We start from the raw sequence: 13473 nt of genomic DNA, 5'->3' as shown, positions 1-13473 counted from the left end.
GATAGGGAGTAGGAGCGTCCATGGCTCACGCACCACAAGTCAGAATCCCCGCCACCTACATGCGTGGCGGCACCAGCAAAGGCGTGTTCTTCAGCCTGCAAGACCTGCCCGAGGCCGCCCGCGTCCCGGGGCCGGCGCGCGATGCCCTGTTGTTGCGAGTCATCGGCAGCCCCGACCCGTACGAGAAACAGATCGATGGCATGGGCGGTGCGACGTCCAGCACCAGCAAGACGGTGATCCTGTCCAAGAGCTCACGCGCCGATCACGATGTCGATTACCTGTTCGGCCAGGTCTCCATCGACAAGCCGTTCGTGGATTGGAGCGGCAACTGCGGCAATCTGTCGGCGGCGGTGGGCTCGTTCGCCATCAGCAGCGGCCTGGTGGAGGCGGCGCGCATTCCGTACAACGGCGTGGCCGTGGTGCGGATCTGGCAGGCCAATATCGGCAAGACCATCATCGCCCATGTGCCGATCACCGACGGCGCGGTGCAGGAAACCGGCGACTTCGAACTCGATGGCGTGACCTTTCCGGCGGCTGAAGTGCAGTTGGAGTTCCTGGACCCGGCGGCTGACGAGGAGGGCGGTGGCGGTTCGATGTTCCCCACCGGCAACCTGGTGGACGACCTTGAGGTGCCGGGTGTCGGTACGTTCAAGGCGACCTTGATCAACGCCGGGATCCCGACGATTTTCATCAATGCCCGAGACGTCGGTTATACCGGCACGGAATTGCAAGGCGCGATCAATGGCGACGCCAAGGCACTGGCGATGTTCGAAACCATTCGGGCCCACGGCGCCTTGCGCATGGGCTTGATCAAGCACCTGGACGAAGCTGCCCAGCGCCAGCACACGCCGAAGGTGGCTTTCGTCGCACCGCCGGCGGACTACGTCTCGTCGAGTGGCAAGACGGTGGCTGCCGGCGACGTTGATTTGCTGGTCCGGGCGTTGTCCATGGGCAAGCTGCACCATGCCATGATGGGCACCGCGGCCGTGGCCATCGGCACCGCGGCCGCCATTTCCGGCACCCTGGTCAACCTCGCCGCCGGCGGCACCGAACGCAGCGCCGTACGTTTCGGCCACCCCTCCGGCACCTTACGCGTCGGCGCCGAAGCCAGCCAGGTCAACGGCGAATGGACCGTGACCAAGGCCATCATGAGCCGCAGCGCGCGGGTATTGATGGAAGGGTTCGTGCGTGTGCCGGGGGATGCCCTGAACTAAGTTGAAAGCCTGTGGGATCGGGCTTGCCCGCGAAGCGGTGTATCAGCCAGCACAAAGGTTGGAGGCGCTGGTTTTTTCGCGAGCAAGCCCGCTCCCACAGGGGCGCTGTCAGTCTGCTGCCAGTGCCGCGATGACCTGTCCAATATTGCCCTCCAGCTCCGCCACCGGGTCGGCGGCGTCGGTGCTCAGCACCAGCAATTGGCTACCGCCTTCGCGGATGGCCGCTTTCACGGCCTCCGACGGTTGGCGATGGTGCAGCACCAGCGCCACTTCGTTGTCTTTCAATTGGGCGGTCAGTTGAGCGAGGGCCTCGGGTGTCCATTCGGCGTCGGGGCGGGCGTCGGTGTCGATTGTGTCCAGGTTCAGCCCACTGATCAGGTAGCCGAAATGCTCGCTCAGGCTGACCACGCTCAGGTTGTCGGCACTGGCGAGGCGTTTTTCGCTGTCGGCGCTGAGCTTGAGTAGACGTTGCTTGAGGGTCGCCAGGTTGCTGTCGATGTTGGTCTTGGCCGAGGGCGCCAGGCGTACCAGGTCGGCGGCGATCACATCGGCCATCCGCCCGAGGTTATGACTGGCCATCCACGGCTGGCTCGCCAGGCCATCGGCCGTGCCCGGTTGCACGGCGATCCCCGGCAAGGCACCGTCCACCGGGCGGGCGGCATCGACTTCGACAATGCGGATGTTGCTGCGCCGGGCCATGGGGTACAGCGGATCGTCTGGCCACAGTGAGCGCAGGCCGATCACCGCGTCGGCGTCACGGGCCAGTGTGTTCAGTGCTGGAGCGCCCCGGCCACTGAAATAGGCGCTCTGCCGGGTGCCGGGCAAGTTGGCCGGGGCCGCTCGGTCCAGCTTGACGTCAGTGCCCTTGAGCAAGGTCTCGCTCAACCCGTAGGTGACAGGCAGCGAGGCCAGCAGGTGCACGGGCCGGCTGCTTTCGGCGGCGAATGCGGGGAGGGTGATCAGGCCGCCTAGCGCCACGGCCAGGCTCAAGCGTCGAAGCATCATCATTTATCCAAGGTTCCCTTTGAGGCTGGGGACGACACCGCGGGCGATGGCGCTCAAGGCGAAGGCGATGCCGGCCACCAGGATGATCGCGGCACCGGAGGGGATCGGCAGGTCGAAAACGATCGGTGCGAGGATTCCGCACAAGGTACTGACGGTGGCGATCAGCACCGAGCAGCCGAAAAAGCCTTTCAATGACTGGCTGAGCAAGCGCGCCGCCGCAGCCGGGATCACCAGCAAGGCGCCGACCAGGATCGCGCCGATGACCTTCACCGCCGCCACCGTGATCAACGTCACCAGGACCACGAACAGATAATCCAGGGTCTTGACCGCCACGCCTCGCACCGCCGCCAGTTGCGGGTTGAAACTGGCCAGCATGATGCGGTTGTACAGCGGCAACGCCAGGGCCATCACCAGCGAGCCGACCACCGCCAGCACCAGCAGGTCGTTGCCGTTGACCGTCAGCACCGAGCCAAACAGCACGTTTTCGAGGATGTGCACGTTGATCTTGCCCGCCAGGATCAGCAGCAGGCTGGCGCCCAGGGCCAGGGACACGGAAAGGAAGACGCCGATCAAGGTGTCCGGTGCCAGGCCGGTACGGTTGCGCAGGTAGTTGAGCAGGATGCCGAACAACAGGCAGTAACCGAACAGGCTGCCGTACGGCCCGGTGTAGGGCTCGCCCAGCAGGATGCCAATGGCGACGCCGGTCAGCGCCGCGTGGCCCACCGCCTCGGAGAAAAACGCGAAGCGCTTGACCACCACCAGTGTGCCCAGGCCGCCCAGCACCGGGCCGATCAACAGCCCGGCCAGCAGCGCATTGACCACGAACCCGTAGGCCAGCGCCTCGGGCAGGTAGCCGGACGAGGCCCAGCCCTGGACCATCAAGCGAAAGGCTTCATAGCTCATCAGGCGGCGCTCCCGTTCGTCCGTGGATGGGTGGAAAACAGCGACAGCAAGCGTTCGGGGGTGAGGGTCTGGTGCGGTGGACCGTCGAACAGCACCCGGCGGTTCAGGCCGGTGACCCGGTCGGCCAGGCGCGCGACGGCTTCCAGGTCATGCTCGATCCAGAGCACGGTGATCCCGGCTTCGCGCCAGTCCCGCAGCAACCGTTCGAAGACCTGGATCCCGGCCTCGTCCAGCGCCGACATCGGTTCATCCAGCACCAGCAATTGCGGCGGTGGGATCAAACCCTGGGCGAGCAGTACTCGCTGGCGTTCGCCGCCAGACAGCGCGCCCATGCGTCGCTTGCGTTTGTCCTGCATGCCGACCCGTTCCAGGGCCGCGCCGATGGCACCGGCGTAATGCCGGCTCAGGCCGAGAAAGGCGGGCCGTCGCTGACACATCGCCGCCATGAAATCATCCACGGTCATGGGCAGGCCCCGGTCGAACTCCAGCGCCTGGGGCACGTAGCCAATCACGCCGGGTTCGCCCGGCCATTGCAGGCTCAAGCGGCCCTGGTGTGGCATCTGCCCGAGCAATGTCTTGATCAGTGAGCTCTTGCCGCCACCGTTGGGCCCCACCAGGGCGTGGATGCTGCCGGGCGCCACCTGGAACGCCACCTCATCGAGGATGGTGGTGCGACCGAGGTCCAGGCGGATGCCGGCGAATTCAATCAACGGCCCGGTGTGAGGCCGGGTGAGGGTTTGCTGGGCGGTCATGCGCCGGACTCCTGGATGGCCCGGACCACCGTGTCGAGGTTGCCGGTCATTTCCTTCTCGTACTTCTCGGCGCTGTAGTCGCCGTAGGAAATGTGCGAGAGCGGGTACAGCTTCACGCCGGACTCACGTTGGATGGTGTCGACGTAGGTGGACGGAAAATCCATCTCGGAGAAGATCACCTTCACGTCCAGCTCGCGCAGTTGATCGATGGTCTTCTTCAGTTGGCTGGGGCTCGGCTCGATGCCATGGGCGGGCTCGACCACCGCGGTCACTTCCAGGCCGAATTCACGCAGCAGGTAGTCGTAGGCGGCATGCACCGTGGCCACCCGCAGCTCGGCGTTGGGCGCCTGGGTCAGTTTCGCCAGGGCGGCGGCGCGCATCTGCCGCAGGCGCTTGCCGTAGGCACGGGCGTTCTGGGTGTAGGTCTTGGCGTTGTCCGGGTCGAGCTTGCCCAGTTCCCGAGCGATGTTGTTGACCTGGGCAATGGAGGCGCTGATGGACAGGAACGTGTGCGGGTTCACCACTTTGCCCGCGCCGCGGGCCGCGGTACCGGTGGCCGCCAGCAGAGGCACGTTCTCGTTGGCTTCGATCACCTTCACGTCCGGGGTTTCGCTGGCGGCGATCATGCGGTCGGCGAAATCGTCATGGCCCACGCCGTTGAGCACGATCACGTCGAGGCCGCCGATGCGTTTGATGTCTTCGGAGCGAGGCTCGTAGGCGTGGGGGTTGAAACCGGCCGGGATCAGCGGGACGACCTCGGCCTTGTCGCCGACGATGTTCGCCACGTAGCTGTAATAAGGGTGCAGGGTAATGCCGATGCGCAGGCGCTTGGCTGTTTCGGCGCTGGCCGGCGCGGTGAACAGGCAGGCCAGCAGGCTGATCAGCAGCAGGCGCAGCAAGGAGCGGCGTTGAGGGGCGATAGGCATGGGCGAAGGGTCTTCTCTCGAATCAGGGGCGTGGGTCAGTGCCGATGCTGGCGGGTCACGCCGGCGTCGAATTGCGCGACGATCTGCTGCCAGCCGGCGGCGGACAGCGCGGCATCGTCCAGTGCAGTAGGCGCCGTGGGGCGATTGCCACGGTTGAGCCAGATGTCCGGTGCAGCGTCGGAAGCTTCGCCGATGCGCATCAGAAACGAACCGGCGACGGCGGGATTGCCGCTCGTACCGAAGTAGGCCCGATCCCCCAGTAACTGCCAGGCGTGGCCGCCGCGGCTGACGGAACTGGCGTCCTGGGCGAACGGGGCAAAGCCTTCATCCGCCAATGCCTGCGGGGTGGGCAGCGAGGGGTGTTCTTCGCGCAACAGGCGAATTTCATCCAGGGTCACTCGCAGGTCCGCATAGAGGCCTTGTTCCGCGGCGCTGAGGTCGCGGCGGGCGTCGAGCTGGTTCGAGGCCAGGACGTGCGTGTCTTCGGCCTTGCGGTGCCAGGTCACGACCGACCCGGCCACCAGCACGATGACCAGGCACAACAGCGCGACGTAGAGGGTTTCATGGCCCGCGCCGGCAGGCCGGACGACTTGAGTCGTGGACGGGTTCATGGGGCCTCGATGTCCGCTTGGTCGATTTCCACCACGTGGCCGGGGCCGGCGTCGAAGAGCACGTAGAATTCAGCGTTCGGTTTCTTGAAGGTCAGCGTTGAATCCGCCCCCAGCTTGCCCGGAACCAGGATGGTTTCGTCGTAGCCAATGACGTCCAGGGTCACCCCTGGCGCGCCGCTGCCGTCGGAAAAGCCACCGGTGCACTGGATCTGCTCGGCGTCGATGGCCTTGCATTCGCACATCGGGTTGTGGGCCAGGACACTGGAGCTGAAGCCAGCGCAGAACAGCAGCGCCAGGCGCTTGAAACAGGCGCGGGAAGTCATCGTTGGGTTCCTTGGGTGTTCAGCCAGGCGACGGTGGCCGGTGACGCCTGGCTCAGGGGAATGGAAGCCTGGTGCATCGAGCCATCCCAACCTTCGAGGGTTATCCACAGCTCGGCGTTCGGCTGAGTCTTGGACGGCACCGGCAGCAAGGCGCCCATGCGATAGGGCGAGCCGAAGAAAATCACCCCGGCGGCCCGCAGGCTGCGAGGCTTGCCGATGCGCAGGTAGGTGGCCTTGACCTGGCCGATGCAACGTTGGCACAGGGCCGCGTTGAAATGCTTCATGGGCCCGGCCGGGCCTTCCTGGCGTGGCGCTTCATTGCGAAACTCGGCCAGGCGCAGGCTCCAGGGCCCGACCTGGATTTCACCGACGTCCCGTTGACCCAGCCCCTCGTCGCCACGGAACAACGCCGCTTCGGAGAAATACTTGGGCATGAATCCCAGGGGAATCAGCAACAGCAGGACGTTGAGGTGAAAGCGCCATTTACGCCAGATCAGGTTCAGGCGTGACGGTGTCGATGGGTGGGTAGTGGACTGGCTCACAGGCTGCCCTCCGATGATTCACTGCCCATGGACGGCTGCAGTGACCGTGCAGCCCGTGCTCCTCGGCTGGGCTTCTGGCTGCGCTTGAAGGCGTTGGCGGTGGCGAGGGCCGTGCGCTTGGTCCAGATCAGCAACCCACTGAGCACCATCATGCTCAGGATCAGGCCGAAGAAGAACCAGATCAGCTTGATCCACAGCCCGCCGAAATCCCCTGTATGCAACGGCCGCATGGATTCGGTGACGAACTCCAGGGTGGTGCGGTCCGACAGCAGCCGCAAGGCCGCCACGTCACCGTCGTAGGGGTTGAGCGTGGCGGTCTGGAACATCAGCGGGTACCAGCCGCGTCCACTGATTTCCAGATGGCTGTAGGCATTGCCGGGCAGGTTGATGAAGCTCGCTTCCAAGCCGGGGATTCGCTGCTGGGCAATTTCAAGGGCCCGGTCCAGGTTCAACAGGGGCGGTGCCGTGCCGTCGGCCGACAGAGGCACGCTTTCCCGGGCGACCACCGGCAGCACGGGCTCGCTGGAAATGGAAATCTGGTTGTCGAACAGCAAGGCCTGGATCAGGAACCAGGTACCGGTGATGGAAATGACCGCGATGAACCAGATCGACCAGATGCCACTGAGGCGGTGGAAGTCGCCCCAGAAAATCCGCGCGCCGTGGCGAATGCGCAGGGTTGGACGAAAAAAGCCTTTCCAGAAGCGCTTGTAGACCACCAGCCCGGTGACCAGGGACGCCAGCAGCGGCAGGCCGAGGAACGACACCAGGTACCAGCCCCAGCTGAAACCGTTGGTGAACGGGACCAGCCACCAGCCGTGCAGGGCGCGGGTGAACGCCTGGAAGTTGAACGTCGGCGCCGAGCCCTGGATGACGCCGCTGTAGGGGTTGACGTAGACCGTGTCGGGACGGCCATCAGGGTAGGTGACCCGGACCTCCAGGGCGAAATGCGATTCATCCGGGCGGGTGATGCTCTGCACCTGGGTAAGCGGTTGGGCTTGCCTGATCGCCGCGACCACCTGCTCGTAGCCGAGCAGCGGTGCATCGTCTGTCGGCTTGCTGGCGCGCATCTCCGGGTTGGCCAGCCAGACGATCTCCTGGCTGACCACGGCAAGAGTGCCGGTGACACACACGATGAGGACGAAAAACCAGATGGGCAATGCCAGCCAGCTATGGACCAGGAACCAGAGTTTGGAGCGGGACTTCTTGGACATGATTGAACGTCTTGATTCGATGAAAGGCTCTGTATTACGGGCTTCGCAAAACGGTGAACCCTGGACGGGCGGGCCGTGGCTTTTGCCGACGCGGCCCGCTGCATCTAATTAAGACGAACGAGAAACTGAAATCCCGAAGGGAAAGATGAAAGAAAATGTTTCGCAATCAGTTTTAGTCCTGTCCGTGGGGAGCGAGCAGGTTTGCTCCCACAGCGGGATAGGGCTTCAGGTCAGCCTGATTGGAACATCTCCCGGGCCCGTTGCTCGATCTGTTCCTGGGTCAGGTCCTCCTTGTGCGTTGCCAGGAACCACACATGCCCATAGGGATCCTTCAGGCTGCCGGTGCGATCCCCATAAAACTGGTCTTTCACCTCCGAGATCACCGTACCGCCCGCGTCGATGGCCTGGGCAAATGCACTGTCCACGTCCTCGACGTACAGGTGCAGGCCCACCGAGGGCGATGCGTCCGGATTGCGCAGCGGGCCCTGGTCGCAAGGCGTACCGAGCATGATCGGGAAGTCGTTGATCCGCAGTTCGGCGTGTCCGACGCTGCCATCGGGCATCGGCAGGCGCATGACCTCGGTGGCGTTGAAGGCCTTTTTATAGAACTCGATGGCTTCGGCCGCTTTTTGAATGCCCAGGTAGGGCGTGATGCAATGGAAACCTTCAGGAATGGTTTTGGCACCCATGACGTTTCTCCTTGTGGGGTAGGGCGAAGAGCACCTTCGCTGACTGGCGCCCATCCACTATAGGACAGCGTTCTGGCACCTGGTCGCGCGCCGACGAACGTCTCACGGCGCGTCCAGCAGATGAGCGCCCGGCCCGCGCTTGCCCAGCACATCGCCCTGGTTGCGCAGGGGGCAATGCTCCATCGACAGGCAGCCGCAGCCGATGCAGCCGTTGAGCCGGTCGCGCAGTGCCACCAACTGGTTGATGCGCTCATCCAGCGCCTGGCCCCATTGCGCCGAGAGGCGTTGCCAGTCAGTCGCCGTGGGCGCGCGGCTATCCGGGAGGTTTTTCAAGGCCTCGCCAATTTCCGCCAAGGGAATGCCCAGGCTCTGGGCAACCTTGATCAGCGCCACGCGGCGCAACACTTCGCGCGGGTAACGCCGTTGGTTGCCCGAATTGCGCGTGCTGTTGATCAAGCCCTTGGCTTCATAGAAGTGCAGGGCGGTGACCGCCACGCCGCTGCGGGCGGCGACTTGGCCGACGGTGAGTTCCTTGTGGACATCGATCGGTTTCATTGGCCTGAATTTCTCGCTTGACCTTGACTTAACTAGAGGTTTTACCCTGCAGGCCTTCGGATCTCAAGATCCGCCTTACACACATCGGGAACCTTTCATGCAGATGCCAAGGAACAATCGCAGTTTCACCCAGCTGATGGAGTTCAACATCGAACCTCAATGGCAGCAGGCCTTGGTCTCGGCGCTGTCGGAGCAGACCGAGCGCCTGGCCCGTGACCATCAGGGATTGCTGAGCGCCAGCATCCAGGCCAGCGAAGACGGTCGGCGAGTACTCAACTATTTGCAGTGGCAAACCCGTGAGGCGGGCGAAGCAGCGCTTCGTAGTGTCGAAGCCGGCGAGCAGGACTTCTGGCGGTTGGTGCACCGGGCCAAGGCCGTCACGTTCGGCTCATTCGAGGTGCTGTGCAACATCGAGCGCAGCCTCGATAACGCCTTGCATTGCCAGTTGGTCGATTAAGCGCAACGGTCGATTCGAGGACGCGATACCCACTATCGAGAGGGTTGATTTCTGCCCGGCAGGGCCCGCGAGTAGCCTTTGTTCATCGCCCAACTCCAGAACACCGGACACTTGCCATGAACCGTACCCTTGCCGTTTTGCTGCTGTTGACTGCCACCGTATTGAGCGGTTGCGCCACCTCGTCGCCGGAGCTGCGTCCCTACAGTGCCGATGAAACCCGCGAGCTGGCCCTTGAGGCCTTGAATCGCCGCGGCCTTTCGTTCGAGGAATACCACGCGAAGAAAACCGAGTTGCTCGGCACCGCGCAAAAGAATGTCGGCTTCGACGACCAGGGCGAGATGAGCGCCGAACTGGGTGTGCAGACACCTGGCCGCTCAAGCTGAGGGACTGTACTGCTCGAAGTTTTGCCCAACTGTCCATGGGTTTGCGCCAGGACGTGGGGTAGGGTCATGGCTTGACTGACCGCCCCGATGGACTGACTTCACATGACCCTCTCGCTCGACCTCTTGCTGGGCTTCGCCCTGTTTGCCCTGGTGACCTCGATCACGCCGGGTCCCAACAACACCATGCTGTTGGCCTCGGGTGTCAATTTCGGTTTCAACCGCACTATTCCTCACATGCTAGGCATCACCTGCGGCTTCTTTTCCCTGGTGCTGGCGGTAGGCCTTGGCCTGGGCGCGGTGTTCCAGGCATACCCGTTGCTCTATACCGCATTGCGCTACATCGGGGCGGCGTACCTGTTGTACCTGGCGTGGAAAATCGCCCACTCCGGCCCGGTATCGGACAGCCAGCCGGGAGCGCACACGCCCATCAGCTACTGGGGGGCGGCGGCCTTCCAGTGGGTCAACCCGAAGGCCTGGATCATGGCCATCGGTGCCATCAGCACGTACACCCCTTTGCAGGGCTATTTCTTCAATGTGGTGGTGATCGCCGCGGTGTTTGCCCTGATCAACCTGCCGAGCGTGAGCCTCTGGGTGGTTTGCGGCAGCCTGTTGCGCAACCTCTTGCGTGATCGTCGCTGGCTGCGCCTGTTCAACTGGGGCATGGCGCTGTTGCTGGTCGCTTCGTTGTATCCGCTGTTGCTCGAAAGCATCAGTTGAGGGCTGAGCTTCGACGCGATGCCTGCTAAGCTCGCTGTTCAGGAGCGTTCCTACGCACTTTTAAACGAAGTCCGACTTCTTTAAGGTCTTTGATCAGGTATTGCTAGTCTCGAACCCCAACGAGGGCGCCTGATCCCGGAGCAGGCTCTGCGAGTTTCCCATGAAAAAACGTCCGCTATATTTCGATTACGCCGCCACCACGCCGGTGGATGAGCGGGTCATACAGGTCATGGTCCAGTGCCTTGGCTTTGACGGCAACTTCGGCAACCCGGCTTCCAGTTCCCATGCTTTCGGCCAGGAGGCCCGTCTCTCGGTCGATCGGGCCCGCCAGCAAGTGGCGCATCTGGTGGGCGCCCAGCCCGAGCAGATCGTCTGGACTTCCGGCGCTACCGAATCCAACAACCTGGCCCTCAAGGGCGTTGCCCAGGCCCGCGCCGGGGGCGGTGGCCATGTCATCACCAGCCTGATCGAGCACAAGGCGATCCTCGACACGGCAAGACAGCTCGAGGAAAGCGGCGTCGAGGTCACATGGCTGGCGCCGGACGCCGAGGGGCTGATCAGCCCCCAGGCGGTTCGCGACGCTCTGCGTGAAGACACGTTCCTGGTGTCGCTGATGCTGGTGAACAACGAGTTGGGCACCGTCAATGATGTCGTGGCCACGGGCGAGATCGTGCGTGAGCACGGTGCGCTGTTTCATGTCGACGCCGCCCAGGGCGCCGGCAAGGTGAAGATCGACCTGGCCCGCTGGCCGGTGGACCTGATGTCGTTTTCCGCCCATAAAATCTATGGCCCCAAGGGGATTGGTGCGCTGTACGTCGGCGACCGTGCCCGGCCGCGGCTGGCGGCGCAGATTCACGGTGGCGGGCACGAGGGCGGCCTGCGTTCCGGGACCCTGGCGACCCATCAGATCGCTGCCATGGGCGCCGCGTTCGAACTGGCCGCCCAGGCGTTTGATGAAGAGCTGGCCAAGATCGCCCGGTTGCGCAATCGTTTGCTGGAGCCGCTGCTGGCCTTGCCCGGGGTTTGTATCAACGGCAGCGCGACCCGGCGAATTCCCCACACATTAAGCCTCACGTTCAATGAAGGGACGTTCGACCCAGCGACCCTGGGTGCGTCGATTGCCTTTTCCGCGACCTCGGCCTGCAACTCGGCGCATAACACGCCGTCCCACGTGCTGCTGGCCTTGGGGCATGATGCACGCGCGGCGGGACGCACCGTCCGTCTGAGCCTGGGGCGTTATACCACCGAGCAGGACATCGATGAAGCGGTACGGCTGATCAAGGCTGCATGTGCGACGGCGCCGGCGTTTTGGGCCACCACCCCATGAGCCGAGCGTCTTCGGCAGCGAACAACAACATGAATGAGCAGGAGAAACGATGAGCACCGAGCCTTTGACCCACGGACTGGTTCCCCAGCGCCTGGCCCGACTTCGCCAACGGATGAATCAGCAGGGTATCCATGCGCTGTTGGTGCCATCGGCCGACCCGCATCTGTCGGAATACCTGCCGGGTTACTGGCAGGGGCGGCAGTGGTTGTCGGGGTTCCATGGCTCGGTGGGCACATTGATCGTGACCGCCGGTTTTGCCGGCGTCTGGGCCGACAGTCGGTACTGGGAACAGGCCACTCATGAGCTGGAAGGCAGCGGTATCGAGCTGGTCAAGCTGATCCCGGGCCAGCCCGGTCCCCTGGATTGGCTCGCCGAGCAAACGCCCAAGGGTGGGGTCGTGGCGGTGGACGGTGCGGTGATGGCCGTGGCTTCGGCCCGGACCCTGAGCGGCAAGTTGGCGGAACGAGGTGCGCGGTTGCGTACGGACATCGACCTGCTTGACGAAATCTGGACCGATCGCCCGAGCCTGCCCAATCAACCGGTCTACGCGCATTTGCCTCCCCAGGCGACGGTCAGCCGGGTCGAGAAACTCGCCAAGTTGCGCGAGGCCCTCAAGGAACGTGGGGCCGACTGGCATTTCATCGCCACGCTGGACGACATCGCCTGGCTGTTCAACCTGCGCGGCGCCGATGTGTCGTTCAACCCGGTGTTCGTCTCGTTTGCCTTGATCAATCAGCAGCAGGCCACGTTGTTCGTGGCCCTGGACAAAGTGGATGCAGCGCTGCGTGCCGTGCTTGAACAGGACGGGGTGTGCCTGCGTGACTACAACGAAGCGGCCCCTGCATTGCGTGAAGTGCCAGGCGGGGCGAGCCTGCTGGTCGATCCGGCGCGGGTCACGGTCGGGCTTTTGGATAACCTGGGCAGCGATGTAACGCTGGTCGAAGGTCTCAACCCAACGACGTTGGCCAAGTCCCGCAAGAGCCTGGCTGACGCCGAGCACATCCGCAAGGCCATGGAGCAGGACGGCGCGGCGCTCTGCGAGTTCTTTGCCTGGCTGGAAACGGCGTGGGGCCGCGAGCGCATTACCGAGCTGACCATCGATGAACACCTGACTGCCGCCCGCACACGCCGGCCGGATTATGTGTCGCTGAGCTTCAATACCATCGCCGCGTTCAATGCCAACGGCGCGATGCCGCATTACCACGCCACACCAGAGGCTCATGCGGTCATCGAAGGTGATGGCCTGTTGCTGATTGACTCCGGCGGACAGTACCTCGGCGGCACCACGGACATCACGCGCATGGTGCCGGTCGGAACACCCACCGCCGAACAGAAGCGCGATTGCACGCGTGTGCTCAAGGGCGTGATCGCCTTGTCCCGGGCCAGGTTTCCGCGGGGCATCCTGTCGCCGTTGCTGGATGCCATCGCCCGCGCGCCGATCTGGGCCGAACAGGTGGATTACGGTCACGGCACCGGTCACGGGGTAGGGTACTTCCTCAACGTCCACGAAGGTCCGCAGGTGATTGCCTACCAGGCCGCGGCCACGCCGCAAACGGCGATGCAGCCGGGCATGATCACTTCCATCGAACCGGGAACCTATCGTCCCGGTCGTTGGGGCGTGCGCATCGAGAACCTGGCGTTGAACCGCGAGGCGGGCAGCAGCGAGTTCGGAGAGTTCCTCGAATTCGAAACCCTGACCCTGTGCCCGATCGACACTCGCTGCCTGGAACCATCGTTGCTGACCCAGGAAGAAAAGGACTGGTTCAACGCTTACCACGCCGAGGTTCAGCGTCGGTTGAGCCCATTGCTGGACGGGGCGGCGCTGCAATGGCTGAACGAGCGGACGGTGGCCATCTGA

16 protein-coding genes are annotated in these 13473 nt (G+C 63.8%); 6 read left to right on the top strand and 10 right to left on the bottom strand.

What is annotated here, in order from left to right; genetic code table 11:
- Positions 1-20 precede the first annotated feature (20 nt).
- Positions 21-1214 (top strand): 2-methylaconitate cis-trans isomerase PrpF, encoded by a 1194-nt coding sequence (gene prpF, locus KI241_RS18690; RefSeq protein WP_123578306.1) that lies wholly within the window; start codon positions 21-23, stop codon positions 1212-1214.
- A gap of 108 nt (positions 1215-1322) precedes the next feature.
- On the opposite strand, the gene KI241_RS18685 is transcribed toward prpF, so the two are convergent.
- The 10 genes from KI241_RS18685 to soxR all read right to left on the bottom strand — a co-directional run bounded on the left by KI241_RS18685 (position 1323) and on the right by soxR (position 8731).
- Complete coding sequence (locus tag KI241_RS18685) at positions 1323-2222, bottom strand: zinc ABC transporter substrate-binding protein (protein ID WP_123578305.1); 900 nt, start codon at positions 2220-2222, stop codon at positions 1323-1325.
- Positions 2223-3122, bottom strand: a complete 900-nt coding sequence (locus tag KI241_RS18680) for a metal ABC transporter permease (protein ID WP_047736382.1) — start codon at positions 3120-3122, stop codon at positions 2223-2225.
- Positions 3122-3874 (bottom strand): metal ABC transporter ATP-binding protein, encoded by a 753-nt coding sequence (locus tag KI241_RS18675; protein WP_042729225.1) that lies wholly within the window; start codon positions 3872-3874, stop codon positions 3122-3124. The genes KI241_RS18680 and KI241_RS18675 overlap by 1 nt, the downstream gene beginning before the upstream one ends.
- Positions 3871-4800, bottom strand: a complete 930-nt coding sequence (locus KI241_RS18670) for a zinc ABC transporter substrate-binding protein (RefSeq protein ID WP_042729226.1) — start codon at positions 4798-4800, stop codon at positions 3871-3873. The genes KI241_RS18675 and KI241_RS18670 overlap by 4 nt, the downstream gene beginning before the upstream one ends.
- Before the next feature lie 35 nt (positions 4801-4835).
- Positions 4836-5411 (bottom strand): DUF6162 family protein, encoded by a 576-nt coding sequence (locus tag KI241_RS18665; protein WP_123578304.1) that lies wholly within the window; start codon positions 5409-5411, stop codon positions 4836-4838.
- Positions 5408-5734, bottom strand: a complete 327-nt coding sequence (locus KI241_RS18660) for a hypothetical protein (protein WP_042729228.1) — start codon at positions 5732-5734, stop codon at positions 5408-5410. The genes KI241_RS18665 and KI241_RS18660 overlap by 4 nt, the downstream gene beginning before the upstream one ends.
- Entirely contained in the window at positions 5731-6276 is a 546-nt protein-coding gene (locus KI241_RS18655) for a thiamine pyrophosphate-binding protein (RefSeq protein ID WP_123578303.1), read from the bottom strand. The genes KI241_RS18660 and KI241_RS18655 overlap by 4 nt, the downstream gene beginning before the upstream one ends.
- Positions 6273-7487, bottom strand: coding sequence for a PepSY domain-containing protein (locus KI241_RS18650; RefSeq protein ID WP_042729230.1), 1215 nt, complete (start codon positions 7485-7487; stop codon positions 6273-6275). Before KI241_RS18650 ends, KI241_RS18655 begins: the two co-directional genes overlap by 4 nt.
- A 230-nt stretch (positions 7488-7717) precedes the next feature.
- Complete coding sequence (locus KI241_RS18645) at positions 7718-8176, bottom strand: VOC family protein (protein ID WP_042729231.1); 459 nt, start codon at positions 8174-8176, stop codon at positions 7718-7720.
- A gap of 102 nt (positions 8177-8278) precedes the next feature.
- A complete protein-coding gene (gene soxR, locus KI241_RS18640; RefSeq protein WP_053146290.1) occupies positions 8279-8731 on the bottom strand; it encodes a redox-sensitive transcriptional activator SoxR in 453 nt (150 codons plus the stop codon).
- Positions 8732-8828: 97 nt separating this feature from the next.
- Here soxR and KI241_RS18635 point away from each other — a divergent pair, with 97 nt between their 5' ends.
- The 5 genes from KI241_RS18635 to KI241_RS18615 all read left to right on the top strand — a co-directional run bounded on the left by KI241_RS18635 (position 8829) and on the right by KI241_RS18615 (position 13473).
- A complete protein-coding gene (locus tag KI241_RS18635; protein WP_042729233.1) occupies positions 8829-9188 on the top strand; it encodes an antibiotic biosynthesis monooxygenase in 360 nt (119 codons plus the stop codon).
- 116 nt (positions 9189-9304) lie between these two features.
- Positions 9305-9571: a hypothetical protein gene (locus KI241_RS18630; RefSeq protein WP_042729234.1), complete on the top strand. Its 267-nt coding sequence runs from the start codon at positions 9305-9307 to the stop codon at positions 9569-9571.
- 102 nt (positions 9572-9673) lie between these two features.
- A complete protein-coding gene (locus tag KI241_RS18625) occupies positions 9674-10288 on the top strand; it encodes a LysE family translocator (RefSeq protein ID WP_042729235.1) in 615 nt (204 codons plus the stop codon).
- Between the two features lie 160 nt (positions 10289-10448).
- A complete protein-coding gene (locus tag KI241_RS18620) occupies positions 10449-11615 on the top strand; it encodes an aminotransferase class V-fold PLP-dependent enzyme (RefSeq protein ID WP_212802857.1) in 1167 nt (388 codons plus the stop codon).
- Between the two features lie 49 nt (positions 11616-11664).
- A complete protein-coding gene (locus tag KI241_RS18615; RefSeq protein WP_123578301.1) occupies positions 11665-13473 on the top strand; it encodes an aminopeptidase P family protein in 1809 nt (602 codons plus the stop codon).

This window comes from Pseudomonas sp. Cab53, from assembly GCF_018325965.1.
GTDB classification, from domain to species: domain Bacteria; phylum Pseudomonadota; class Gammaproteobacteria; order Pseudomonadales; family Pseudomonadaceae; genus Aquipseudomonas; species Aquipseudomonas chlororaphis_E.
This window is presented reverse-complemented; position numbering and strand designations above follow the sequence as displayed.